Below are 23,850 nucleotides of genomic sequence, written 5' to 3' on the forward strand. Positions count from 1 at the left end.
GGGGAGGAGTGGCGGGACGTCAGGGCCCGTGGTCCGCCGCGTCCTGCGTGGCGGCGCGGGCCGGCCGGGTCACATCGGTCGCTTCGGTCGTGACCACGACCACCTGGTCCTCGGCGCTCCACACCCGTCGCTCGCCCTTGTGGGGGTTGAGCCGCACCCCGTGGTCGGGCGTCGCCGTCAGCCGGTCGTGACGGCGGTAGCCGATGGCGCACTCGCCCCGGTCGCGGGCTGCGGCCACGACGGTCGCGAAGGCCGTCGTGACACCCGGACGGACATAGGTCCCGGCGGGCCGCAGGCAGATCATGCTGCCGTCGGCCGAGAACAACTCGTCGAACACGTCGGCCAGATGCCGGTTCTGCGCGATCTGCGCCATGAGCAGTCCGGTCAGTTCGCCGCTGACGATGACGTCGGAGCCGGGGTCGACGGGTGCCAGGGGCCGGTTGCGGTCGTCGGTGAGTTCGCTGACGACGCGTAACTCCCGCCCTCCGGTTCGCTCTTCGAGCAGTCGCAGCGCCAGCAGGGTGACCAGTGTCCAGTCGTCGGGGCGGTCCGGCCCGTCGCCCGGGTCGGGGCCGAGGACCACCAGCCCGTCGTACGGGGTGAGGTCGAGCCCGAGGAGGGTGTCGGGCCGCGACAGGGCGGCGGACCGGAACCGTACGGTCAGTCTCGTCCCGGAGACCGCCGCCTCCTCCGGCTCCGGCTCGCGCGGGCCGGGCACGGCCCGGTCCGTCAGCACGTCCAGGACGGCACCCGGCCGGGCGGTACGCCGTAACTGCCCCACCACGAGCGGCGCCCGCCGGTTCCAGCCGAGCATCAGCAGACGCGCGGGCCCCTCCGGCGGTGACGGGTCCGTGGTGATCGCCGAGGGGTCGACCAGATGCCGGCAGTCCGCCGGCCGGGACGTGCCGTCGTCGCGGGTGACGACGATCAGCCGGCTCCCCGGCGTGACGGCGGTGCCGGCGGGCGGATTGAGCAGCGTACGACCCTCCGGGGTGAGCAGTCCGACCACGCAGGAGTCGGCGTGCCCGAGCACCGCGGTGCCGAAGGGGCCGCCGTGGAACGCGGTCGCGTCGATGACGTGGAACTCGTCGCCGGCGAAGTCGAGCAGATCACGCAGGACGAGGGAGAGTCCGGGGCGGCCGACGCACTGGGCGATGAGCCGGGCCGTGACCGTGTCGGTCTCCAGGACCGTGCCGCGCGGGCCCGCGGCCAGCCGGGCGGACGCGCGGTAGTGGTCGTCCCGCACCGCCGCCAGCACCGGCGGCCCGTCCGGTCCCTCGCCGACGACCGCCCGCAGCGCGAGCAGGACGCGCAGGACCTCGGCGTCGCCCCCCGCCTCCCCCGACGGCAGTACCAGCACAGTGCTCGCCGTCCCGGGGCTGACCAGTGCCAGGACGGCGGGGTCGCTCGCGGGACCGCTGCGGCAGATGAGCCGGGCGCGTCCGGCCGGGCCGACGTGCGCGGCCAGCGTCCGTTCCATCTCGGTCTTGTCCCGGTCGGCGAGCAGGACGACGGCCCGCGCGCGGCGGGCGGCGACCGCGGCGATCAACTCCCCCACCACCGTCGGCACTTGGTCCGACCAGCCCAGTACGACGACATGGCCCTGCTCCAGGACCGTCGACCGCCCACGGCTCAACTCCGCCATGCGCTCGGCCAGGCTGTTGGTGATCACCCCGACCAGGGTCGAGACACAGAGCAGGGCGACCAGCCCGAGAAAGGCCGACATCACCATGCGCGGCGCCGTGCCCGTCATGGCCCCCAGGCGCAGTGTCTCCGCGCTGGTGCGCCACGCCGCCGTCAGCCGGCCCGACAGTGACCGCGGCGACCCGGGATCGGTCCACACCAGCAGCGCGCTCACCGGGACGACGACGGCCAGACAGGTGACCACCAGCCAGCCCATCAGCGTGCCGGTGCTTCGGGCCAGCGTACGGTCGAACCGGTAACTCGCCCTGTCCCGCAACGAGACCGGCCGCCGAGTCCTGTCTCGTGCCACTCCCGCCCCCCTTCCCCCAGGCCCTGTGAAGCGGTTACGACGCAGGTCGGCCCGCCTTCGCACAGTGCTGCCTCCGGCACCGGAACACGCCGTGTTCGGGGGCCGGTTCACCCTTTCGGGCAGGCGTACATGGGGCGGGCGTCAGCGACGGGGCTGATATGTGCCGGGGGTGTGTCCGAAGGCACGGCGGAAGACATCGATGAACGCGCTGGCCGACGACCAGCCGCACCTGTGGGCCACGGTGGTCACCGGGGTGTGCTCCGCGAGCAGCACCAGTGCGTGATACAGGCGCAGTTGGGTGCGCCACTGCGGGAAGGTCATACCGAGGTCGGCCTTGAAGAGGCGGGAGAGAGTGCGGTCGCTGGCGCCGACCTCCCTGCCGAGCGCGGGGAGGGTGCGGTTGTCGGCGGGGTTCGTGCGCAGGATCTCGCAGACCGCCCTCAGCAGAGGAGTGGTGGGGGTCGGCAGATGCACGGGCTGCTGCGGCGAGACGCGCAGCTGGTCGAGCAACACGGCCCGCAGCCGGGCGCGTTCGGGGCTGTCGTCGTGCGGAGTGCGCGCGCCCGCGCCCCCATCCGTGTGCGTGTGCGTGAGGATCAGTTCCCGAAGGAGGGGGCCGACGGTCAGCACGGTCGGCTCGTCCAGACCGAGCGGGTTCTCGCTCGCGGGCAGACCGACCAGACGCAGTTCGAGTTCACCGTGGGCCTGGTGGGCGTGCACCGTGCCGGCCGGTACCCAGATGGCGCGCGTTCCCGGCGCGATCCACAGACCCGCACCGGTCGTGACGGCCAGCACGCCGCGGCCCGCGTAGACGATCTGGTGGTCGTCGTGGCGGTGGGCGTCGATCGCGGCTCCGGGCGCGAGCCGCTGGGTGCGGGTCGGCGCCACAGGCGTGTGGCGGATTCCCTTCATCGTCTGGCAGTTTATCGGAAGCGCGACAGGCGGCTCGGCGATGACCATGGCGAGGTGCCGAGGAACAGATCGATCATCCTGCTCGCGGTCGGCCACGCCTGCGTGGACGTGTACCAGGGCGCTGTCGCGTCGCTGGTGCCGTTCTTCGTCGCCGAACGCGCCTACAGCTACGCCGCGGTCTCGGGCATCGTGCTCGCCGCGTCACTGCTGTCCTCGGTGGTGCAGCCGGTGTTCGGCGCGCTCACCGACCGTTGGGCGATGCCCTGGCTGCTGCCGGCGGGCACGATCCTCGGCGGGGTGGGGATCGCGCTGAGCGGTCTGAGTGGTTCGTACGCCATGACGTTGGCGTTCGTCGCGGTGTCCGGCATCGGGGTCGCCGCCTACCATCCCGAGTCCGCCCGCGTCGCACGGCTCGCCAGCGAGGGCAGCCACAGCGCGATGGGCTGGTTCTCGCTCGGTGGCACCCTGGGCTTCGCCACCGCGCCGCTCCTGGTCACCGCGGTCGTCGCCACCGGCGGTCTGCGCCTGTCGCCGCTGCTCGTGGTGCCGGCCCTCGCGGGCAGCGTGCTGTGTCTGCCCGTCCTGCGGGCCCTGCGGAAGTCGGCGGATGCCCGCTCCGACAAGGCGGTCGTGCCGGCCACCGACGACGTGGCCTCCTTCGTGAGGCTGTCGCTGGCCGTGGTCTGCCGGTCCGTCGTCTTCGTCGGTCTGAGCACGTTCATCTCGCTCTACATCGAGCAGCGTCCGGGCGGCAGCAGGACGGCGGGCACGGCGGCGCTGTTCGTGCTCTACTGCGGCGGCGCGGTGGGCTCGGTGCTGGGCGGCGCCCTGGCGGACCGCTGGGACCGGGTCACGGTCGCCCGCTGGTCGTATCTGGTCTCGATCCCCGCCGTCGCGGGGATCGTGTTCGTCCCCGGCCCGGCGGTCTTCGTGTGTGTGGCACTGACCTCGGCCGGCCTGTACGTCCCCTTCTCACTGCAGGTCACCCTCGGCCAGGACTATCTGCCCACGCGCGTCGGCACCGCCGGCGGGATCACCCTGGGGCTGACCGTCAGCATCGGCGGCCTGGCCAGCCCCCTCGTCGGCGCGGTCGCCGACGCGACATCCCTGCGTACGGCCCTGACACCACTGATCCTGATGCCCGCGCTGAGCTGGCTGCTGTTCCGTACCCTGCCCGAACCGGGCGCGCCCAGGTCCGGGGCAACGGCGCGGCGGAGCGCCGAGGCGCGGTCAGAGCCCGGGGGCACCCCAGACGGGGAACCAGCGGGCGAGGTCGGACTCCATCCGCAGGTCGTCGCCGAGGACCGCCCTGACCTGTAGCTCCCGCTGGTTGTCCCGCTTCTCGGCGGCACCGGGCAGCGGTGCGAAGGGGTAGAAGCTGCCGCGCTTGTAGAGATAGACGAGGGCGAGCGGCCGCTGCTCCGTGTCCCGGAAACTGATCAGTGAGCAGAGGAGCTGCGGGCCGAAACCGCCGTCCTGGAGCAGGGTGTTGACCGCGTGCAGATCGTTGACCAGCGAGGCCGTGTCACCGGGTGCCTGCCGGGCGAGCAGCCAGGTGTAACCGTACGAATCCTGGCTGAACTCCACGGGGTGGCTGCCCTCGCCGGTGTCCGCGTCGAGCAGTTCCTGTACGTCCTGTCTGATCCGGGCGAAGCCGCCGCCCTCGACCCCGGCGAAACAGACCGAGCCGAGGCCGGTGGGTGTGTAGCCGGCCCCGGCCTGGAGGGTGAGTGCGGCGGACGGGAGGGCGAAGAGCTGGTCGAGATCCGGGCGGACCGGTTTGCTCCGGCCGAGGATGGTGTCGAGAAGGCCCACGGGACCAGCTCCTCACGGTGACGATCGGACGGGCGGCGGATTCACGGGCGGCGGATTCACGGGCGGGCGAGCTCGGCGGACATCCGGCCCAGCTGGTCCAGCCGCTGTTCCAGTGTCGGGTGGGAGGAGAGCAGCCGCCCCAGGCTCTCGCCGGAGGAGAAGGCCGGCACGAAGAAGAAGGCGTTGTACGGCTCCGCCTTGCGCAGGTCCCGCGTCGGGATCCGCGCCATCTGGCTGTCCACCTTGGTCAGCGCCGACGCGAGGGCCGAGGGCCGTCCGGTGAGCAGCGCCGCCGTACGGTCGGCGGACAGCTCGCGATAGCGGGAGAGCAGCCGTGTGAGCAGGAAGCCGACCGCGTACACCACCGCGCTGACCAGCGGAATCAGCAGGAACGCGATACCGAGGGGGCCGGAGTTGCCGGCGCTCCTCGACAGCCCGCTGTAGAGGGCGAAGCGGGTCAGCAGGCCCGCCAGCACACCCAGGAACGACGCGATGGTCATGACGGCGACGTCGCGGTGCGCGACGTGCGACATCTCGTGGGCGAGGACGCCCTCCAGCTCCTCCGGTTCCAGTCTGCGGAGCAGGCCGGTGGTGGCGCAGATCAGTGCGCTGCGTTCGCTCCGGCCGGTGGCGAAGGCGTTCGGTATGTCGCTGTCCGAGATCGCCACCTTGGGCTTGGGCATGTCGGCCAGCGCGCAGATACGGTCCACGGCGCCGTGCAGCTCGGGCGCCTGCTCGGGGGTGACCTCGTGGGCGCCCATGCCGAAGGCCGCGATCTTGTCGCTGAACCAGAACTGGGCGACGAAGAGCGCCCCGGCGAGGATCAGGATCACCGGCCAGAACTTCCCCAGCACGGCCAGCAGCACACCGACCAGGACCACGTACAGCAGGCCGATCAGGAACATGGTCGTCACCATGCGAGTGGTCAGGCCGCGGTCCTTCGTATAGCGGGTTCGTGTCATCGCTCGCCTCCGTCAGATCTCTACTTCTGCCATTTTCCTCCACATCTCGGCAAAACGACGTAAATAGAATGTATGGACGATACGGGACCAGTGGCCCGGCCCACCACGGAAGGGTCAGGCCCTAGGCTGCCACCCTGCACCGGCCTCGATCCCAGGAGCGCGAACCGTGTTCGACCTCGTACCAGAGCACCCGTATCCCGATGCCCACCGACCGGACGAGGCACCCGCGCCGCACGCCCTGCTCGCGCCCGTGCTCGGTCTCCTGGGTACGTGGCACGGCCGGGGCCGCGGCGGATATCCGACACTCGCCGGGGACTTCACGTACGCGCAGGAGATCACCTTCAGCCATGACGGCCGCCCCTTCCTCCACTACGAGACGCGGGCCTGGCTGGTCGACGCCGACGACGTACCGCTGCGTCCGTCGGCCCGCGAGAGCGGCTGGTGGCGGCTACAGCCCGACGGCCGGGTGGAGGCGCTGATCACCCAGCCCACCGGTATCGCGGAGATCGCGGTGGGCCACGCGGCGGCGGACACGGTCGACCTCGCCACCACGGAGGTGGCCCGCACCCCCACGGCCAAGCAGGTCGACGCCACCCGTAGGCGCTACACCCTGACCGACGACGGCGCGCTCACGTTCGTCCACGATCTGGCGGCGGTGGGCCAGCCGCTGCAGCACCACCTCTCGGCGCACCTGCGACGCGGCAGGTAGTGACGCGGCGGGTGGTACGGGCATGAGGTGGGCCCGGCCGCGCGGCCGGGCTCCTTCGCTGTCCAGGCCGGGGCGTTTCATGCGCGGACCGGTGGATTGCCCCCGTTCGTGTGCAGCACAGCGGCTTTCCGCACTCCGGCTCCCGCGCCCGCCGGATAGTGAGGGAGCCGCCGGGGCACGGGCTCCGGTCGGAGGACCGGAGAGAAAAGGTGAGCGCCCATGCGTACCGTCGAGGCGACCGACCGTGTCGAACTTGTCTTCTCCCTGCTCGACGCCGACGGGAACGGCTGTCTGGAGGCCGAGGACTTCGAGCTGCTGGGTAGCCGGGTGTCCGCGGCGGCGCCCGCGTCGGACGAGGCCGCGAAGAGCGCGCTGCTCCAGTCCTGTCGTCGCTACTGGCGGACCCTGGTCACCGAGTTGGACGCCAACGGTGACGGGCGGATCAGCCGGGAGGAGTTCACCGCGTGTGTGCTGTCGCCGGAGCGGTTCGAGGCGACGATCGACGAGTTCGCCAAGGCGCTGGCCGCGCTCGGCTCGCCGGAGGGCGACGGTCTCGTGGCCCGGCCCGTCTTCATGTCCCTGATGATCGCCATCGGCTTCGAACGGTCCCGGATCGACGCGCTGTTCGACGCCTTCGGCCCCGTTGACGGTGACCGGATCGCGGAGGCCGTCTGGGCGGAGGGAATCAGGGACTACTACCGTCCCGAGAAGGCCGGTATCCCCGGCGACCACCTGACCGGCGTCGCGGGGCCCTGACCAGGCGAAGGACGTGGGCCTGGCGAGGGGGAGCCGGGCCCCGGCTCCGCGTCGGGCCGCCCCCGGAGCCCCGCGTACCCACGGAGCATTCCCCGGCCGGTAGGCCGTCGGCACCGACGAGTTAGGGTGCGGCGGTACGTACGGAAGGCACCGGACGCCTCCGGGTGGCCGGTACGACGGGGGAACGATGCGGCGCTGGGTGAAGGTCTCCGTGGTGGCTGCGGCCGTGCTCGGGCTGGGCGGGTATCTGGCCGCGCCCTCCGCGCAGGAGTGGCTGCTGGTCCGTCAGGCGTGCGACGGCGCGCTGCCGCGCGACGCCCTGAAGAGTCTCACGCCGGCGGACGCCGACCTGAAGTCGGCGGAATCGAAGCGTACGGAGTCGCTCGGCTCCTACTCCTGTTCGCTCACCTTCGACGGTCACAACGTCTCCGGGGAACGGACCATCACGATGTCGGCGTACACCCGGCGCGACGACCAGGACCGGGCTTTCATGGCGGTCTTCTCCGAGGAAGGGTTCGACGACCAGGCGCCGCTGCCCGGGAGTCTGCCGGGCTTCGTCGACCAGTACGGCTCCATCCGGTTCCTCGTGTCCTGCCCGGATCTCGGCAAGGACGGTCAGGGCCGACAGCGCAAGCTGATGGTGCAGACCTACCTGGGGCAGAGCATTCCCGCCAAGACGCGGTCGGCCGCGTACCGTATCGCCGCGGCGTTCGCCAACTCGGCCTCGGACAAGGTGGGTTGTGGCGCCGAGGCGATCGAGCCCCCGAAGAAGGACCTTCCACGGACCGACGCCGCGGACGATGTGCCGACGGTCCCCGTGGCCGAGGCGGGGGACACGGCCTGCGCGTGGGTGTCCCGGGCCGGGCTGCCGGAGGGCGGCGACTGGCGGATCAGGGTGGGCGCGAACAGCGCGGCCCCGACGGGGCGTTGCGAGCTTCTGTCCGGGAGCGACGACGAATCCTGGCGGGACGGCTCAAGGCTCGCCTTCGTGTCCTGGTACGGCGACTGGAGCAACCGGCTCACGGCGTACGACAACGACGGCATCCCCCGATCGGGAACCGCGAGCGCGCGCTGCGACGGCGAGGCCGCCAACTACGCCTTGAGCGCCACCCCTGACATTCCCGGGGTCGACGCGGCGGCCAAGGAGCGGATGTTCAAGGAGTTCGCGCGGGACGAGGTCCGCCGGCACGGCTGCTCGGGTCTCCGGTTCCACTCCTGACGGGACGCCGGGTCACGCCGTCGCGTCCGCGTAACTACCTGACCCACAGCCCCCGGACATAGAAGTCGTCCATCAACTGCCGCATGGCGGCGGCTCGTCGGTCCGGTACATGGCGCTGCTCCGCCCAGCTGTCCAGCACGGTGAACAGCTGCTCCCGGCCGTCCGTCAGCTCGCCCCGCACGGGGCCGGCCACGGGCCGGTCCGCTATGTCGCCCACCGGGATACGGGTCTTCAGCTGCTTCCCGGCCGGCCGGAACGTGCCCCGGCTGTGCTCGCGCACGGACCGGTCGAAGGCGTCGAGGTCGGAGATCGTGCCGTCCCTGGTGTGGTTGGCGCGGTGTTTCATCAAGGTGCCCACCCGGCCCGCCAGGTCCTGCAGATCGTTGTCCGGCCAGATCGTCGGGCCCGATCCGCGGTCGGCCGGGGAGGAGCGGAAGTCGGGGTCACCGCCCTCATCGGTCAACCGCTCCAGGTAGGCGGCCAGATTGGCGCGTTCGGCGTCGTAGAGAACGGCGAACGCCTCGGGGTCCTCGGCGAGTTCGGCCACCAGGGATTTCATGTCCGTGTCGGCGTCGAAGTCGTCGTACTCGAATCTGGTGTGAGCCTCGCCGGGCGCGAGGAAGCGGCCGAGTTCCGTGTAGCCGTTCTTGTCGGGCAGGGCCTCATCGGGCAGGGCCACCGGGCTGGTCGCGTCATTCCCGCCGAAGCCGTCGTCCCGTCCGACGTCCACCACGTACTCGGCCAGCATCCGTGCCACACCCGGCGCGAGCCCCGCCGGAAGCTCCTCGCCGCTCAGGGCCGCCGCCACCGCGTACGCGCTACGGGCCTGCGCCGCGGTGTGCGGCTCGCCGGGCCCTGCGGCGCGGGTACCCGCGTCCACGACACGGCCCAGTACGCGAGCCCCGTCGCCGCACACCGCGCCGTGCGCCAGCAGACGCGTCGCGGACGAGAGCCGGTCGAGTTCGTCCCCGGGATCCAGGGCCTTCGTGGCCGCCGCGGGGTCGTCGGCGAGCGCCCGGACCGACGCGGGGACCTCGTGGCACTTCTCGCCGTCCTCGTCACCGGTGACGCCCACCGCGACGGCGACTCCGGCCACCAGCACCACGAACGCCGTTCCCACCACGAGGAGTTGGTACTTCCCCGCTCGACGCAGCCGGCCACGGAACCCCGGCCGCTCGGCAGAACTCTCCGGGGCGCCGCCGCCGTCACTACCGCCGCCGTCACTACCGCTACCGTTACCGCCGTCGCCGCTTTCCCCGATGCCCCCGATACGCATCCGGCAAGACTAGGGCCTGACTTCCGGACGCCGCGGACCGGGCGCCGTCACAGCAGTACCGCGCCCGTGACCGACGCGGCCGCGCCCAGCAGCAGGCACAGGGCGACGAAGGCGACGTCCCTGACCTCGGAGCGCCGACCGGCGGCACCGTCCAGGCTGAAGACCTCGGGGGCCTCGGGTGAGTGGTGAACGGTGACTTCCCGGCCGTACGCGGTGGCCGGATCGTTCCGCTCGACGCGGAAGCGGGCGGTGACAACCGTGTCCTCGCGCGTGGTGAAGGTGATCACGGCCGCGTAGCTGGTCCAGGAGCCCTCCCCGTCCTCGTGCTCGGTCCTGAGGACGGCCACGACCCGGCCGGGCACGGCGACGGCGGCGTCCCGTCTCGCGGCGCGGCGGCGCGCGATGCGGAATTCGTCAGGCAGGGCGACCGCCATGACGACGGTCAGTGGCACGCCCACGCCGAGGAGGATCCACGGGTAGCCATGTCTGATCGAGGTGTCGGCGACCAGCCCCGCGTACAGCAGGAAGGCCAGGAAGTGCGGCCAGGCCAGGCCGTGCCGGTTGTCCCCGAGGTCGTATTCGATCGTGAAATCGGCGGGCTCGCCGGGTGGGTGGAGCACCGCCAGCTCGCGGCCCACCCACACCGTGTCCAGCCGGATCCCGCTGTCCCCGGCCACGTAGGGCAGGACGTGCTCCTGTCCGGTGGCGGGGTCGGGAAAGGCGATCGTCACGGGTATCCCGGCCGAGCCGTCGCTTCCGTACCTCGGCTATCCGCCCCGGGACCCGCACCGCCCGCTGCGCCCGGGTGACGCCGGCGAGTGACCGGCCGTACCCGATCAGCGCGAGTACGCCGCAGACCGCGCACCACAGCAGCAGCACCCCGTGCCAGTTCATGTCCGCCCCCTGTCGTCACCCCGCCGCCCGGCGCCGATCCGCGATCATCATGCCGCAGGGGCCCGGCGACCGGCAGTCCCCTGCGTGTCCGCCCGTCCTCCGGTGTGCGCGGCCGGATTCAACGCACACCTCCGAGGGTAGAAATGAGGTGTTTTGTAAGTCCCTTTGGCATTCGTGAGTCCAGGAGACCATCGAGGAGGGAGGCGCCGGCGGCATGACCGGGATGCAGTTCGGAATCTTCACCGTGGGTGACGTGACCCCCGACCCGACCACAGGCCGTGCTCCGACCGAGGCGGAACGTATCCGGGCCACCGTGACCGTGGCCCGTAAGGCGGAGGAGGTCGGCCTCGACGTCTTCGCCACCGGAGAGCACCACAATCCGCCCTTCGTGCCCTCCTCCCCCACCACCCTGCTCGGGCACATCGCCGCGCTGACCGAGCGGATCATCCTGTCGACCTCGACCACGCTGATCACCACGAACGACCCGGTCAAGATCGCCGAGGACTTCAGCGTCCTCCAGCACCTGTCGGGCGGCCGGACGGACGTGATGCTGGGGCGTGGGAACACCGGGCCGGTCTATCCGTGGTTCGGCCAGGACATCCGTCAGGCCATTCCCCTGACCGTCGAGCACTACGACCTGCTGCGCCGGCTGTGGCGCGAGGAAGTGGTCGACTGGGAGGGCAAGTTGCGCTCGCCCCTGCAGGGCTTCACCCTCGCGCCCCGCCCGCTGGACGGCATCCCGCCCTTCGTGTGGCACGGCTCCATCCGTACCCCCGAGATCGCGGAACTGGCCGCCTACTACGGAGACGGATTCTTCGCCAACCACATCTTCTGGCCGGCGTCGCACACCCGGAAGATGGTGGAGATGTACCGGCAGCGCTTCGCGCACTACGGGCACGGCACCCCGGAGTCCGCCGTCGTCGGCCTCGGCGGACAGGTGTTCATGCGCCCCAACAGCCAGGACGCGGTACGGGAGTTCCGGCCGTACTTCGACAACGCGCCCGTGTACGGGCACGGGCCGTCGCTGGAGGAGTTCAGCTCGCTCACGCCCCTGACCGTCGGCTCCCCGCGGCAGGTGATCGACAAGACGCTGGGCTTCCGTGAGTACGCGGGCGACTACCAGCGCCAGTTGTTCCTCCTCGACCACGCGGGACTCCCGCTCAAGACCGTGCTGGAGCAGCTGGACCTCCTGGGGGATGAGGTGGTGCCGGTCCTCCGCAAGGAATTCGCCGTCGGCAGGTCCGCCGAGGCACCGGCGGCCCCCACACATCAGTCGCTGCTGCGGGAACGCGACGAGCGGGACGCGAGGGATGCGGGGAACACGTGACGACCAAACTGACGATCATCACCGGCGGACTGCGCGAGCCCTCCTCGACGCGCATGCTCGCCAACCGCCTGGAGGCGGCCGTACGTACACAACTCACCGCCGCCGGGACCACGGTGGAGTCCTCGTTCGTCGAACTGCGCCCCCTGGGGCACGCCATCATCGACGCGATGTTCAGCGGCTTCCCGGCCGCGCCGCTCGAAGAGGCGTTCGGTACGGTCGCGGACGCCGACGGGGTCATCGCGGTCACCCCCGCGTTCAACGCTTCCTTCAGCGGTCTCTTCAAGTCCTTCTTCGACGTGCTCCCGGAGGAGACGCTGTCGGACATGCCCGTACTGATGGGAGCCACGGGCGGCACCGAACGGCACTCGCTCGTTCTCGAACACGCGCTGCGGCCGATGTTCTCGTACCTGCACGCCATCGTGTCGTCGCGGGGCGTGTACGCCGCCACCGACGACTTCGGCTCCCGGTCGGACGGGGCGGCGGTCCTGCGCGACCGCATCACGGCCGCCGCGGCCGACTACGCCCGCCTGGTCCAGGGATGCGGCCCCCACCGCAGGCGCGACGCCTTCAACGAGGGCGCCGCCGCCATGGAACAACTCCTGGGCCGCGACCGGTCCTGAGGCCGTCCCGAGGCGGCGCCGTGCCCGTCCCGAGGTCGGTCCCGACGGATCGGCGGGCCGTCATCGCGCTTCGTCGAACAGGGCGAACATGTCGAGGAGCGGACGCGGCGCGGTCGCGGCGAAGATGGTCTCCAGGCCCTCGGCGGACTGCTTGGCCGTCTCCTCGGAGCGGGGGAAGAGGATCTCCTCGTACGCCGTCAGCGCCGCCTCCCGGTCGCCGGGATGCTCGGCGAGGCAGCGCCCGAGGTCCGCGCCGTCGATCAGGGCGAGGTTGGCGCCCTCTCCGGCGAAGGGTGACATCAGATGGGCCGCGTCGCCGAGGAGCGTCGTCCCCGGGACCCGGGACCAGCGGTGGCCGATGGGCAGGGCGTGGATGTGGCGGGGCACGAGCGGGCCGTCCGCGTCGGCGACGAGATCACGCAGGGCGGGGGCCCAGCCGTCGAAGTGCTTCAGCAGGTCCCTCTTCACGGCGTCGGTGTCCGGATCGGTGAAGTCCATGGTGCCCAGCCACTTCTCGTCCGCGCGCAGCGCCGCGTAGATGTGCAGACTGCCGTCCGTCTCGCGGTGGGCGAGGAAGCCCTTCTCGTCGCCGAGCGCGAAGCACATGCCGTCGCCGATCACCGCCGCGCTCCCGGGATGGCGCTTCTCCGCGTCGTGCAGGTCGAGTTCGACGAAGGAGATGCCGGTGTAGACGGGCGTCTCGGCGGACATCAGCGGCCGGACGCGGGACCAGGCGCCGTCGGCGCCGATGAGCAGATCCGTGGTGAACACGTGGCCGTCGGCCAGCGTGACCTCGTGCCTGCCGTCACCCAGCGCGCGGCACGAGACCGCCTTGGCGTTCCAGCGGACGGTGCCCTCGGGAAGTGAGGAGACCAGCAGGTCGCGCAGGTCGCCCCGGTCGATCTCGGGGCGCCCTCCCGTACCGTCGTCCCGCTCTTCGCGCAGGACGTGCGCGTGCTTGTCGAGGACCCGCAGCGCCTGGCCGCCGGCGTGGACCTTGGCGAGGAACCCGTCGTGCAACCGGGCCTCGCGGAGCGCGGCCTGGCCGGTCTCCTCGTGGATGTCGAGCATGCCGCCCTGCGTCCGCGCGTTCGGGGACGCCTCCAGGTCGAAGACCGTGGCGTCGATGCCGTGGACGTGCAGGACGCGGGCGAGGGTCAGGCCGCCGAGGCCGCCGCCGATGACGGCGATCGGGTGGTGGGTGGTGGTGGTCATGGGGGTGCTCCTTCTTCAGGGGTGTGAGGTGCAGGGGAGGCACTGCCGACGGGGCGCGCCGGGGCCGGGTTCAGGGCTGTTGCCGAGGTGTGGTCAGCGCGCCGTTGACGACCGTGCGGAACATCCAGCTCAGGCGTTCGCGCGGCGTGCCGGACACCAGGTCGTCGGCGAGCGCGGCGATACGGGGGTGGGTGTCGGCCGACACCTCGCGCAGGGTCCGGGCGAGTGCGTTGTGGTCGTCCCTCGCGTCGGTGTCCTCGGCACGGGTGGACTGCTCGGCGGCGGTGGCGGTGGCCACCTGGAGCAGCACGTCCACGCCCCACGCGGCCTGGTCCCCGGGGACACCGCCCTCGTCCAGCAGGGCGAGGACCGCCTCGACCAGCGCCAGGTAGTTGGCGCCGGACGGCCGGGCGACGAGCGCGGAGTGCGCGAGGGTCGGGTGCTCGAACAGGACGCGCGTGTACGAGATGAGGACCGAGGCGAGCCGCTCGCGCCAGTCCCCTCGGACCGTCACGGGGCGCAGATCGACGGCGCCCAGGAACTCCTCCAGGATCGCGGCGTGCAGCTCCGCCGTACTGGCGACGTAGACGTAGAGGGACGCGGGCCCGGTGTCCAGCTCCTTCGCGAGACGGCGCATGGTGACGCGCCGCAGGCCCTCCGTACGCATGATCCGTACGGCTGCCTCGACTATGCCCTGATGGCTGAGCGCGGGCTTGGCCGGACGCTCGCGGCGGCTCTTTGGGGCGGGGGGACGTGATGTCATACCCACGAGCGTAACGAACATGTTCGTCACGAACAAGTTCGGCCGATCCTGCGCCCAACCACCCCCTCCCCTTCGGCAGGCTCGACCGTCAGCCCGGAGGGGCTTCGGACGCTTCGGAGCCCAGGACCTTGGCCGTGAAGGCCGCCAGTTGCGCCCGCATCAGTTCACGCGGCACGCGTTGCTGACCCGCGAGGTGTTCGACGAGGTCGGCGCGGGTGGCGGCGAGCAGCGCGTGGGCGGTGAAATCGCTGTCCGTGAGGCCGGGGATCTGCTCCAGTACGGCCTGGAGTGTGCCGTGCCACCGCCGGTAGTGGCCCGCCCGGTACGGGCTGTCGCCGCCGATCCCTTCCAGGGCCAGGGCGAGGTGGCGGTTGTCGAGCTTGAAGCACAGGACGGCGTCGAGCAGGGCGGGCACGCGCTGTCGCGCCGGGGCGTGGGGCCCGAGCGGCGGCGGGCCCTCCTCGATGGCGCTCGCGACCGGTTCGAGCCGTGCTTCGTACAGCGCGTGGATCAGGCCGGTGCGATCGCCGAAAGCGCGGAAGAGCGTCGCCTTGCCGACACCGGCCGCCGCCGCGATGTCGGCCATCGTCACCGACTCGGGGCTCTCGCAGTGGGCGAAGAGGTCGTCGGCCGCCGCGAGGGCGGCCACCCGGTTGCGGGCCGCGTCCTTACGCGGTTTGCGCTCGGGCACCGGCACTGGCGCTGACATGAGGTTCCTTCCGTCGCTTGCAAAGCGGACCCAAGGTCCGTATCGTTCGACAGGAAGCGGACCCACGGTCCGTATCGTACTGGATGGAGCACCTCATGCCCACGAACACGGCACCGGCACCCGCACTGACACCCACACCCACACCGGCGGACCTGTACCGCCAAGGACTGCGGCTGCTGGTGGACAAGGACATCCCCGCCTGGGTCGACCTCTGGGACGCCGACGGCGTGCTCGAATTCCCGTTCGCGCCCGACGGCTGGCCGAAGCGGCTGGACGGCAAGGCCGCGATCGGCGACTACATGCGCGGCTACCCCGACCACATCGACGTCCACGACTTCCCCGACGTGGAGATCCACCGGACCACCGTCGCGGAGACGATCGTGGTCGAGATGCGCGGGGTGGGCCGGCTGGTGGAGACCGACAAGCCGTTCGACATGAGCTACATCGCCGTGGTGACCGTCAAGAACGGCCTCATCACCCACTACCGCGACTACTGGAACCCGCTCGCGGTCCAGGACCCCTCGGTCGACTTCACAGGGAAGAACTGATGAGCACTCCCGGACGGATGACCACCCCCGGAAGCACGACGACGCCCGGCACGACCCTGGTCATAGGCGCCACCGGTACCACGGGCAGCCGCGTCGCCGCCCAACTCGCCGTGGGCGGGGACCGCGTGAAGGCCGCGAGCCGACGCGCCACCGCCGTGACCGGCGCCGAGGCCGTCCGCTTCGACTGGAGCGACCCCACGACGTACGGCGACGCTCTCAGCGGCACGGACCGGGTCTATCTCCTACCGCCGCTCGGCTCCCTGGAGCCGGCCGCCGTCATGCTGCCCTTCCTCAAGCAGGCCCGTAAGGCCGGGGTGCGCCGCGCCGTACTGCTCAGTTCGTCGGCGATCCCCGCCGGCGGTCCGTCCACGGGACAGATCCACCAGGCGCTGCCCGGCCTGTTCGACGAATGGGCGGTACTGCGGCCCTCGTGGTTCATGCAGAACTTCACCGGCGACCACCCGCACGCACAGAGCGTCCGAACGGACGGGACGGTCGAGACGGCCACCGGTGAGGGCCGGGTCGGATTCATCGACGCCGACGACATCGCCGGCGTCGCCGTCCACGCGCTGACCGACACCCGGGCCCCGAACAGCGAACTGCTCATCACCGGCCCACAGGCGCTGAGTTACGGCGACATCGCCGCCGTACTCGCCGAGGTCACGGGCCGGGCGGTCACCCATCGACAACTGACGTACGAGCAGATGCGCGACCGTCTGGCACTCTCGATGCCCACCGAGTACGCCGCGCTGCTCGCCGGCCTGGACCGCTCCATCTCGGAGGGGGCCGAGGACCGCACCACCGACACGGTGCGGCGGATCACCGGCCGTGCTCCGGGCACCTTCCGCGCCTTCGCCGAGCGGGAGTTGGCCTGAGCCGGCGCGCACGACCCGTCGGCCGTCCTACTGTCCGGCGCGGCGTTCCGTGTGGGCCGAGCGTACGGTCGGCCAGTTCTGGGGCGGTACGGCCTCCCGCGTCAGGCCGGTGAGGACCGCCCGTACGACGCGCTCCGCCTCGCGAGCGACGGCCTGCGGCTCGTCGAGCCGGGCCAGCCCGTCGACGAGCAGCGTCGCGAGTCCGTGGATGGCGGCCCAGACGACGAAGTCGGCCCCGGGGCGGGCCGCTTCCGGTCTATCCGACGATCACGCGCTTCCACCCCGAACACGGCTTCGGAGCGCAGGCGTTCAAGAGCGCGGCCACGATCGTGTACAACCGCGGCCAGCGCGATGAACTGCACCGCAAGGGCTCCGCGTACATCGACATGTTCCGGAGAATGAGCCCCGCCGTCGCGGCCGAACTCGACGGCGTCGAGCTGGTCGACCCCGATCTCGTGGACGACGACCGGGCCGAGATCGACCTCGGCGGCCGTACGGCGGTGCTGCGCACCGTCGGCCCGGCGCACACCTCGCTGATCCGCGACGTACGCGACTACCTGACCTATCGTCCGCGACGAGGTCGAGCGGCTGCGTACGAGCGGTGCGTCCGCCGACGAGGCGGCGACGACGAGGCGGCGACGACGAGGCGGCGACGGCGATCGAGAAGGCCGCGCGGGCCCGTTGGAGCACCTGGGAGCGGCCCGAGTGGATCGGCCTCGCCGTTCAGGCGTTCTACGCGGCCGGCTCCACGGGCTGACGATCCACCCCGCCGGCCGGGTCCGCCCTGCCCCGCCGGAAGGTCCGGATCCGTCCGTGGGTTGACGGGCGGCCCGGACCTTCCGGTCGGCTTCAGTGGCCTTCGGTCGGTTGTCGCTCAGCTTTCGGTCAGACGCGGTCGGCCGCGATCAGCAGGTACTGGAAGGAGCCGTCCTTGTACGAGTTGATGAACGCCTCCTCGATACCGGTGACCAGCGAAGACGTGGCCCGCAGCTCCCAGTAGGGCAGCGTCTCGGGGGTCAGGTCGATGATGGCCTGCGGTACGAGACGGTTGTCGGCCATGGCCTTCAGATACTCCCGGCGGGAGTGGATGTTGCACTCGAAGTGCGCGTTGATCTGGGAGACCCACTTCGAGGGCTGGCCGTAACGCGGGTTCCAGCAGCCGGTGATGGTCACATAGCGGCCGCCGATCCTGAGGACGCGGGAGTGTTCGGCGAAGAGGTCGTCCAGATCGACGTACATGCTCGACTCGTTGTTCCACGAGCCCGCGGCCTGTCCCGTCTCGAAGGGCGTGTCGAGCATGTTGCACACGCGGGCCCGGACGTGGTCCTCGATGCCGAGTTCATGGGCGCGCCGGTTGGCGAACTCGGCCTGTTTGGCCGACAGGGTGACGCCCTCGACCGTGCAGCCGAAGCGTTGATGGGCCATGACCATCGAGCCGCCCCGGCCGCAGCCGGCGTCCATGAGTGTGTCGTCGCGCCCGATGGAACCGAGCTGGTCCAGAAGGACTTCGGCCTGGGCCGACTCCAGCCGGTGCAGCTCGGCGATCAGCCTCTTCTCGTACCCGCTGTCGTCCGAGTCCCCCAGGGCCGCGTGGTCGACGTCGCCGAGGCCGTAGTGGTGGTGGTAGAGCCCGTCGACGTCGCCGAGACGCAGATTCACGGGCCTGGCCTCACCGTCCCAGTAGCGGGCGATGTCCCCCTGGTACGGCGACGCCGGGGCGGGGATGTACACGGACGTGCCGGTGCTGAGCTGGGTGCTGGTCACAGTGAAATGCGCTCCTTACCAGAAATCGGGCAGGCTGTATCGGTAGGTGTTGGTCTGGTGCCAGTAGTGGTTGCCGTCGACCCACACGGCCACTCCCCGGAGGAAACGCAGCACGCTCGGGACGGGGCAGGCGGCCGCCAGGGCGGCGGCTTCGGCTTCGAAGTCGTGCATGAGGTCGTTGTGGACCTCGACCGCCTTCAGATAGGCGTCCCGGTCGGAGACCCGCTCACGTTCGGCGATCACCACGGGCAGGTTCAAGTGCCGTCCGGGGCTCTTGAGTTCCTTGGTGTACGAGTACAGGTCGTTGACGATGGTGGTGGCGTTGCCGGCGAGCGCGATGACCCGCTGCATGGCGGGCTGGGCGTGCAGGTCCGCGGGCAGTTCGTAGCCGCCGACGGTGTCGGTGATCGTGGGGCAGGGGCGGAAGTTGTTGAACTGGCGCATCGCCAGGTACTCCCACACCTCCGGTACGTGATCCGTCTCGGCCCACGCGGCCTCGGCGAGATAGCCCAGGTGCAGACGGGCCATGTCGTGCCGGTACCGGTCGGCCTGCGAGGGAGTGGACTGCCGGCAGAAGTACTCCATCGCGGAGCGGTAGGCGCGCCGGGGTCCGTCGGACCGGAGCGACTCCGCCCACTGCGGCTCGTAGTCCTTCGTCGTGTGCAGGGGGTCGAGGGCCGTGTGCGCCAGCAGAAGACGGCCGCCGAGTCCGACGGGCGAGCCGCCGTGATCCTCGCAGTAGCAGTCGTCGACCGCGTTCTCGGCGACCATCAGCCGGGTGGCGATCATCAGGTGGTCGACGGTGGGGGCGTCCGGATGGCAGGCGACCATGTAGCGGCCGACGGAGAAGCCGTCGAACTGGTCCTGCCACTCCGGCGGGAACGCCTGGACCTCGTCCACCGCCCACGTTCTGATCCGGCGTCCGACCTCCGCCACCCGCGCCGGGTCGGGCCGCGGCACCGGGTGGTGGTAGAGGCCGGGGATCGGTCTGCCCCCCACGTCCTCCACGTCCTCCACGTCCTGCCCGGGGCTCTCGGGCCCCGGGGGGTCCGGGAGAGCGGTGGTTTCGGGGGGAGTCGGAGGTGCCGCGGGTCGGCCCAGGTGCAGGCTCGCCGTGCCCAGACCACTGGGGCCGCCCAGGATCCGCTCCAGGGCGGGGCTCGGTCGCCCCACCTCGGCGGCGGACGGACTCGGCTGCAGAGAGGAAGGCCCGGGATCGGGCATCCGTAACTCCTTGGGGTCGAGGTGCCCGGTCGGTACTACGGCCGTGTACGGGCGATCTGCACGTTCTCCAGGATGCCGAGCGCGTCGGGCACCAGGACGGCGGCGGAGTAGTAGGTGCTGACCAGGTACGAGATGATCGCCTGCTCGCTGATGCCCATGAAGCGGACCGACAGCCCCGGTTCGTACTCGTCCGGCAGGCCGGTCTGGCGCAGCCCGACGACGCCCTGGTTGTCCTCGCCGGTGCGCATGGCGATGATCGAGCTGGTGTTCTGCTTGGTGATGGGGATCTTGCCGCAGGGCAGGATCGGTACACCGCGCCAGGCCGGGACCTGCTGGCCGCCGAGGTCGACGTGGTCCGGATAGAGCCCGCGGGCGTTCAGCTCACGCCCGATCGCCGCGATCGTCCTGGGATGGGCGAGGAAGACCTTGGTGCCACGGCGGCGGCAGAGCAGCTCGTCCAGGTCGTCCGGGGTGGGCGGACCGGAGTGGGGCTGGATGCGCTGTTTGAAGTCGGCGTTGTGGAGCAGGCCGAACTCCCGGTTGTTGACCAGCTCGTACTCCTGGCGCTCACGCAACGCCTCGACGGTGAGGCGCAGTTGCTCCTCGGTCTGGTTCATCGGCCCGTTGTAGAGGTCGGCGACCCGGGTGTGGACGCGCAGAACGGTCTGGGCGACGGAGAGTTCGTACTCGCGCGGCTTCAGTTCGTAGTCCACGAACGCGCCGGGCAGCGCGGCCTCGCCGGTGTGGCCGGCCGACATCGCGATCTCGGCCTCGCCGTGCCGGTTCTGCCGCTGGTGGGGAATCGAGCTGAACCCCTGGACATGGGCCCGCAGGCCGGGCGCCGAGGACAGTACGGCGGCGAAGTCGGCCCGGGACAGGGTGAGAAGGGTGCCGTTGGTCTCGGCGGTCGCGGTGTGGTCCCACCTCGCTTCGGAGTCCAGGAGCGCGTCCTCACCGAAGTGGTCGCCGTCGGCGAGGACCGCGACGGCCAGCTCGTCGCCGTACTTGCCGACGGAGGTCTGGTTGACACGGCCGTGTGCGATGAGGTGGATCTGCTCGGCGGGCGTACCGCGTTCGGCCAGCGTCTCGCCCGCGCGGAAGTCGCGCTGGACGCACCGGTCGGCGAGCGCGCTCAGCACCTCGACGTCCTCGAAGCCGCTCAGCAGGGCCAGTTCGCCGAGTTCGCGGGGGATCACCCGGACGTTGGCACCGTCCTGAACGAACTCCACGCGCCCGTCGCCGACGGTGTACGTCAGCCGACGGTTCACCCGGTAGGCACCGCCCTTGGTCTCGACCCAGGGAAGCGTCCGCAGCAGCCACCGAGAGGTGATCTCCTGCATCTGCGGGGCGGACTTGGTGGTGGTGGCGAGGTTACGGGCAGCCGCGGTACCGAGACTGGACTGCGGTGGCGACTCCTGCTGTGCTTCCGGGCTGCTGTCGACGGTCATCGGGTGGGTTCTCCTTAGCGACGGCGGTACTCGACGGACATCCGCGCAATCACGGGCAATCCGTCCAGATCCAGGGGAACGCTAACGGCCGTCGCGCCCAACTCGGCCGAAGAATCCGCCGGGTTACCTCGATACGGCGATCTTGCTGGCCATGAGGTTTATCCGACTGACCGGCGGTGTTCGAACGATGCGATCAACGAGTGCCGAGCGGGACGGTGGCCGGACCCGTCGGCCGGTACGTGGCCCCGCTTGAGCGGGACTTGAGCGCTCCGGTGTCTGATGGGCGCATGGTGACGATGATCAATCAGATGACGGTCCACGGCGACGAGGCGCTGTTCCGCTCGGCGCTGGACGCGATCTGCGCCCATATGCGCGCCCGGCCGGGCTTCCTCGACCTGCGCCTGCACCGTGGGACGGCCCGGCCGGAGCGCTGGGCGATGATCGCCCACTGGTCGGACGCGGGCGCGCACCGCGCCGCCGCGACGGCGCCGGGGGCCGCCGCCCTCTTCGAGCGGCTGCGGGCGCAGGCGGAGACGGCGCCCGAGGTGTACGAGACGGTGGAGGACACCGGTCACGAAGGCTAGACCCTGTCTTCGAAGTCCCTCCCGGCCGGGACGCCCGGTACGGCACATCGCCGCCGTTCGGTGTCGTCCACCGTGAGTCGAGCGCGGCTCCAGCCGGGCGGGACAGGTTCGTGCCGGAGGTGGTGGAACCATGACCGAGCACATCACGACAACAGACCGTGCCCCAGCGGGTGTCGGCTCCGGGGCGGTGGCCGTCGCGCGGGTCGCGGCGGCCCACGCGAAGGCCGGGGAAGAGGATCGCCGGCTCGCCCCCGAGGTCGTCGCGGCACTGGTCGAGGCGGGCTTCGCACGACATTTCGTACCGGCCGTCCACGGGGGCGCCGACGGCGGCTTCGCCGAACTGACGGAGGCGGTCGCGCGCGTCGGTGAGGGCTGCACCTCCGCAGCCTGGGCGGCTTCGCTCGCCGCGTACGCGGGGCGCTACGCCGCGTACCTGCCGCCCCAGGCGCAGGAGGAGATCTGGGGCGGCGGACCCGACGTGCTGCTGGCGGGCGCCCTGATCCCCTCGGGGAAGGTGGAGCGCACCTCACGGGGGTGGCGGCTGACGGGTGACTGGCCGTACATCAGCGGCGTGCACCACGCGGACTGGGTGCTGGCCTGCGCGACGGTGCGCGACGACGACACCGGCGAGGACGACGAGGTGCGGTTCTTCGCGGTCCCGCGTGCCGAGCACCGTATCGAGCGCACCTGGTCGACGTCCGGGATGCGGGCCACCGGCAGCGACACGCTCGTCCTGGACGGGGTCGTGGTGCCGGAGCACCGGTCGTTCCCGCGTGCCCGGGTGCTGGCCGGTCGCGCCCCGGGGTCCGTGGCGCGCTGTCACACGGTGCGGATGGCGGAGGTCGGCGCGCTGCCCTTCGTCGCCCCGCTGATCGGCGCGGTACGGGGCGCGTTGCGTGCCTGGACCGCGCGTACCTCGCTGCGGGTGGATGCCAGGGGCCGGGCGGTGGCGGCGTCACCGCTCGTTCAGTCGACGCTGGCGCGGGCGGCCGGCGAGGTGGACGCGGCCGAGCTGCTGGTCCTGCGCGCGGCGGCGGTCGCGGACGGTGACGCGCGGGTGTCGGGGGACGATTCGGCGCTACGGGGTCCGAGAGACACCGCACTCGCGGTGGAGCTGCTGGTGGCCGCGGTGGGCCGGATCATGCGGGCGAGCGGTACGTCGGGGCAGACCGAGTCCGATCCGGTGCAGCGTTTCTGGCGGGACGTGAACGCCGCCGCGTCGCACGTGGCTCTCTCTTTCGACTCCGCCGGGACCGCGTACGGCGCCTGGGCCTTGAAGGAGGCGCGATGACAGGCACGGGGACGGGCACGACGACGGGCACGGTGCTCGTGACGGGGGCGACCGGGGCCGTGGGCGGTCGCCTGGTGCGGAAGCTGGTGGCCGACGGGAATCGGGTGCGGGCCCTGGTCCGCAGCCCCGAGCGGGTCTCGGCGCTCGCCGGGACGGGGGCGGAGCCGGTGCTCGGGGATCTGCACGACGTGCCGTCCCTGGACGCCGCGCTGAAAGGGGTCGACCGGGCCTTCCTCCTCCTGGAGGAGGACGCGGGACGGTCCTTCTCCGAAGCGGCGGCCCGCGCCGCCGGGCTGCGGCAGATCGTCGTGCTCTCGGCGACGGCCGCCGCCGACCCCTCGTACGAGAACCCGATGTTCCGCAAACACGTCCTGGGCGAGCGGCACGTGCGCGGCACGGGGGTGCCGTGGGTCTTCCTGCGGCCGGGGGCCTTCGCCTCGCTCGCGCTGCACTGGGCACCCGCGCTGCGCGGTGACGGGGTCGTGCGCGTACCGCATCCCGAACTGGCGGTGCCGCTCATCGATCCCCGGGACATCGCCGACGTCGCCGCGGTGGTGCTGGGGTCGCCGGTGCCTGACTGGGCCGGCCGCGTCGTCCCGCTGTCGGGCCCCGAGGTGCTGACCCTGCCGCGGCGGGCGGAGATCCTCTCCGCCGAACTGGGCCGTCCCCTGCGGGTGGTGGGGGTGCCCGAGGAGCAGTGGGTGGCGCTGGCCGCGCGGCAGCTTCCCGAGGAGTTCGCGCGGGCGCTGGCCGGGGTGGAGCGGTACTTCACGGCGCATCCGCCGAAGGCGCTGTCCACGGTCCAGGAGATCACCGGCAGTCCGGCGCGCGACTTCCACACCTGGGTGCGGGACCACGCGGGGGCGTTCGGGCTCGACTCCTCCGTGGCCCCTTCGGGCTGAGCGGGACGGCGCGGAGGAAGGCGGGCGGGCCCCGGTTCTACGAC

24 protein-coding genes are annotated in these 23,850 nt (G+C 71.5%); 12 read left to right on the forward strand and 12 right to left on the reverse strand.

The window, feature by feature from the left end; translation table 11 throughout:
* Positions 1 to 19: 19 nt before the first annotated feature.
* Positions 20 to 1,993, reverse strand: a complete 1,974-nt coding sequence (locus ACFUN8_RS21800; RefSeq protein ID WP_383640063.1) for an NAD-binding lipoprotein — start codon at positions 1,991 to 1,993, stop codon at positions 20 to 22.
* Positions 1,994 to 2,134: 141 nt separating this feature from the next.
* Positions 2,135 to 2,905, reverse strand: coding sequence for an AraC family transcriptional regulator (locus tag ACFUN8_RS21805; protein ID WP_383640066.1), 771 nt, complete (start codon positions 2,903 to 2,905; stop codon positions 2,135 to 2,137).
* 54 nt (positions 2,906 to 2,959) lie between these two features.
* Between ACFUN8_RS21805 and ACFUN8_RS21810 the strand changes: the two genes are divergently transcribed.
* Positions 2,960 to 4,225, forward strand: a complete 1,266-nt coding sequence (locus tag ACFUN8_RS21810) for an MFS transporter (protein ID WP_383640069.1) — start codon at positions 2,960 to 2,962, stop codon at positions 4,223 to 4,225.
* Here the strand turns inward: ACFUN8_RS21810 and ACFUN8_RS21815 are convergent.
* Together ACFUN8_RS21815 and htpX are read right to left on the reverse strand one after the other, a co-directional pair.
* Positions 4,136 to 4,720, reverse strand: a complete 585-nt coding sequence (locus ACFUN8_RS21815; protein ID WP_383640071.1) for a hypothetical protein — start codon at positions 4,718 to 4,720, stop codon at positions 4,136 to 4,138. The two genes, ACFUN8_RS21810 and ACFUN8_RS21815, sit on opposite strands and share 90 nt — an antisense overlap.
* 56 nt (positions 4,721 to 4,776) lie before the next feature.
* The gene (htpX, locus tag ACFUN8_RS21820; protein WP_383640074.1) at positions 4,777 to 5,682 is read right to left on the reverse strand and encodes a zinc metalloprotease HtpX; all 906 of its coding nucleotides are present in this window, start codon (positions 5,680 to 5,682) and stop codon (positions 4,777 to 4,779) included.
* A 166-nt stretch (positions 5,683 to 5,848) separates the two neighbouring features.
* Between htpX and ACFUN8_RS21825 the strand changes: the two genes are divergently transcribed.
* The 3 genes from ACFUN8_RS21825 to ACFUN8_RS21835 all read left to right on the forward strand — a co-directional run bounded on the left by ACFUN8_RS21825 (position 5,849) and on the right by ACFUN8_RS21835 (position 8,366).
* Complete coding sequence (locus tag ACFUN8_RS21825) at positions 5,849 to 6,391, forward strand: FABP family protein (RefSeq protein WP_383640077.1); 543 nt, start codon at positions 5,849 to 5,851, stop codon at positions 6,389 to 6,391.
* 219 nt (positions 6,392 to 6,610) lie between these two features.
* Entirely contained in the window at positions 6,611 to 7,147 is a 537-nt protein-coding gene (locus ACFUN8_RS21830; protein ID WP_383640080.1) for an EF-hand domain-containing protein, read from the forward strand.
* A gap of 187 nt (positions 7,148 to 7,334) precedes the next feature.
* Positions 7,335 to 8,366 (forward strand): hypothetical protein, encoded by a 1,032-nt coding sequence (locus tag ACFUN8_RS21835; RefSeq protein ID WP_383640083.1) that lies wholly within the window; start codon positions 7,335 to 7,337, stop codon positions 8,364 to 8,366.
* 34 nt (positions 8,367 to 8,400) lie between these two features.
* Here the strand turns inward: ACFUN8_RS21835 and ACFUN8_RS21840 are convergent, their stop codons facing one another.
* Both ACFUN8_RS21840 and ACFUN8_RS21845 read right to left on the reverse strand, forming a co-directional pair.
* Positions 8,401 to 9,489 carry a hypothetical protein gene (locus tag ACFUN8_RS21840; RefSeq protein ID WP_383640086.1) on the reverse strand — a complete coding sequence of 363 codons (1,089 nt, stop codon included), beginning with the start codon at positions 9,487 to 9,489 and terminating at the stop codon, positions 8,401 to 8,403.
* A 200-nt stretch (positions 9,490 to 9,689) separates the two neighbouring features.
* Positions 9,690 to 10,373: a DUF3592 domain-containing protein gene (locus ACFUN8_RS21845; RefSeq protein WP_383640088.1), complete on the reverse strand. Its 684-nt coding sequence runs from the start codon at positions 10,371 to 10,373 to the stop codon at positions 9,690 to 9,692.
* A gap of 386 nt (positions 10,374 to 10,759) precedes the next feature.
* On the opposite strand from ACFUN8_RS21845, the gene ACFUN8_RS21850 reads away from it, so the two are divergent.
* Together ACFUN8_RS21850 and ACFUN8_RS21855 are read left to right on the forward strand one after the other, a co-directional pair.
* A complete protein-coding gene (locus ACFUN8_RS21850; RefSeq protein WP_383640128.1) occupies positions 10,760 to 11,863 on the forward strand; it encodes an LLM class flavin-dependent oxidoreductase in 1,104 nt (367 codons plus the stop codon).
* Positions 11,860 to 12,483 carry a CE1759 family FMN reductase gene (locus ACFUN8_RS21855; protein ID WP_383640091.1) on the forward strand — a complete coding sequence of 208 codons (624 nt, stop codon included), beginning with the start codon at positions 11,860 to 11,862 and terminating at the stop codon, positions 12,481 to 12,483. Before ACFUN8_RS21850 ends, ACFUN8_RS21855 begins: the two co-directional genes overlap by 4 nt.
* Positions 12,484 to 12,543: 60 nt before the next feature.
* Here the strand turns inward: ACFUN8_RS21855 and ACFUN8_RS21860 are convergent, their stop codons facing one another.
* The 3 genes from ACFUN8_RS21860 to ACFUN8_RS21870 all read right to left on the reverse strand — a co-directional run bounded on the left by ACFUN8_RS21860 (position 12,544) and on the right by ACFUN8_RS21870 (position 15,152).
* On the reverse strand, positions 12,544 to 13,698 hold the full coding sequence (locus ACFUN8_RS21860) for an FAD-dependent oxidoreductase (RefSeq protein WP_383640094.1): 1,155 nt from the start codon (positions 13,696 to 13,698) through the stop codon (positions 12,544 to 12,546).
* Positions 13,699 to 13,768: 70 nt separating this feature from the next.
* Positions 13,769 to 14,461 carry a TetR/AcrR family transcriptional regulator gene (locus ACFUN8_RS21865; RefSeq protein ID WP_383640097.1) on the reverse strand — a complete coding sequence of 231 codons (693 nt, stop codon included), beginning with the start codon at positions 14,459 to 14,461 and terminating at the stop codon, positions 13,769 to 13,771.
* Between the two features lie 88 nt (positions 14,462 to 14,549).
* Positions 14,550 to 15,152 (reverse strand): TetR/AcrR family transcriptional regulator, encoded by a 603-nt coding sequence (locus ACFUN8_RS21870; RefSeq protein WP_383640131.1) that lies wholly within the window; start codon positions 15,150 to 15,152, stop codon positions 14,550 to 14,552.
* Between the two features lie 113 nt (positions 15,153 to 15,265).
* On the opposite strand from ACFUN8_RS21870, the gene ACFUN8_RS21875 reads away from it, so the two are divergent.
* The 3 genes from ACFUN8_RS21875 to ACFUN8_RS21885 all read left to right on the forward strand — a co-directional run bounded on the left by ACFUN8_RS21875 (position 15,266) and on the right by ACFUN8_RS21885 (position 17,350).
* Entirely contained in the window at positions 15,266 to 15,718 is a 453-nt protein-coding gene (locus ACFUN8_RS21875; protein WP_383640099.1) for a nuclear transport factor 2 family protein, read from the forward strand.
* The gene (locus ACFUN8_RS21880) at positions 15,718 to 16,593 is read left to right on the forward strand and encodes an NAD(P)H-binding protein (protein ID WP_383640102.1); all 876 of its coding nucleotides are present in this window, start codon (positions 15,718 to 15,720) and stop codon (positions 16,591 to 16,593) included. The genes ACFUN8_RS21875 and ACFUN8_RS21880 overlap by 1 nt, the downstream gene beginning before the upstream one ends.
* A 601-nt stretch (positions 16,594 to 17,194) precedes the next feature.
* On the forward strand, positions 17,195 to 17,350 hold the full coding sequence (locus ACFUN8_RS21885) for a hypothetical protein (protein WP_383640105.1): 156 nt from the start codon (positions 17,195 to 17,197) through the stop codon (positions 17,348 to 17,350).
* A 128-nt stretch (positions 17,351 to 17,478) separates the two neighbouring features.
* Here the strand turns inward: ACFUN8_RS21885 and ACFUN8_RS21890 are convergent, their stop codons facing one another.
* The 3 genes from ACFUN8_RS21890 to ACFUN8_RS21900 are packed head-to-tail and all read right to left on the reverse strand — an operon-like array spanning position 17,479 to position 21,029.
* Positions 17,479 to 18,357, reverse strand: coding sequence for a geranyl diphosphate 2-C-methyltransferase (locus ACFUN8_RS21890; RefSeq protein WP_383640107.1), 879 nt, complete (start codon positions 18,355 to 18,357; stop codon positions 17,479 to 17,481).
* 15 nt (positions 18,358 to 18,372) lie between these two features.
* Complete coding sequence (locus ACFUN8_RS21895; protein ID WP_383640110.1) at positions 18,373 to 19,581, reverse strand: family 2 encapsulin nanocompartment cargo protein terpene cyclase; 1,209 nt, start codon at positions 19,579 to 19,581, stop codon at positions 18,373 to 18,375.
* A 35-nt stretch (positions 19,582 to 19,616) separates the two neighbouring features.
* Positions 19,617 to 21,029 (reverse strand): family 2B encapsulin nanocompartment shell protein, encoded by a 1,413-nt coding sequence (locus ACFUN8_RS21900; RefSeq protein ID WP_383640113.1) that lies wholly within the window; start codon positions 21,027 to 21,029, stop codon positions 19,617 to 19,619.
* 287 nt (positions 21,030 to 21,316) lie between these two features.
* On the opposite strand from ACFUN8_RS21900, the gene ACFUN8_RS21905 reads away from it, so the two are divergent.
* The 3 genes from ACFUN8_RS21905 (at position 21,317) to ACFUN8_RS21915 (ending at position 23,806) form a co-directional block, all read left to right on the forward strand.
* Complete coding sequence (locus ACFUN8_RS21905) at positions 21,317 to 21,613, forward strand: antibiotic biosynthesis monooxygenase family protein (protein WP_383640116.1); 297 nt, start codon at positions 21,317 to 21,319, stop codon at positions 21,611 to 21,613.
* A 130-nt stretch (positions 21,614 to 21,743) separates the two neighbouring features.
* Entirely contained in the window at positions 21,744 to 22,904 is a 1,161-nt protein-coding gene (locus ACFUN8_RS21910) for an acyl-CoA dehydrogenase family protein (RefSeq protein WP_383640119.1), read from the forward strand.
* Complete coding sequence (locus ACFUN8_RS21915; RefSeq protein WP_383640122.1) at positions 22,901 to 23,806, forward strand: NmrA family NAD(P)-binding protein; 906 nt, start codon at positions 22,901 to 22,903, stop codon at positions 23,804 to 23,806. The genes ACFUN8_RS21910 and ACFUN8_RS21915 overlap by 4 nt, the downstream gene beginning before the upstream one ends.
* The last annotated feature ends 44 nt before the right edge of the window (positions 23,807 to 23,850 follow it).

Source organism: Streptomyces sp. NPDC057307 (genome assembly GCF_042667665.1).
In the GTDB taxonomy this organism is placed as follows: Bacteria; Actinomycetota; Actinomycetes; order Streptomycetales; family Streptomycetaceae; genus Streptomyces.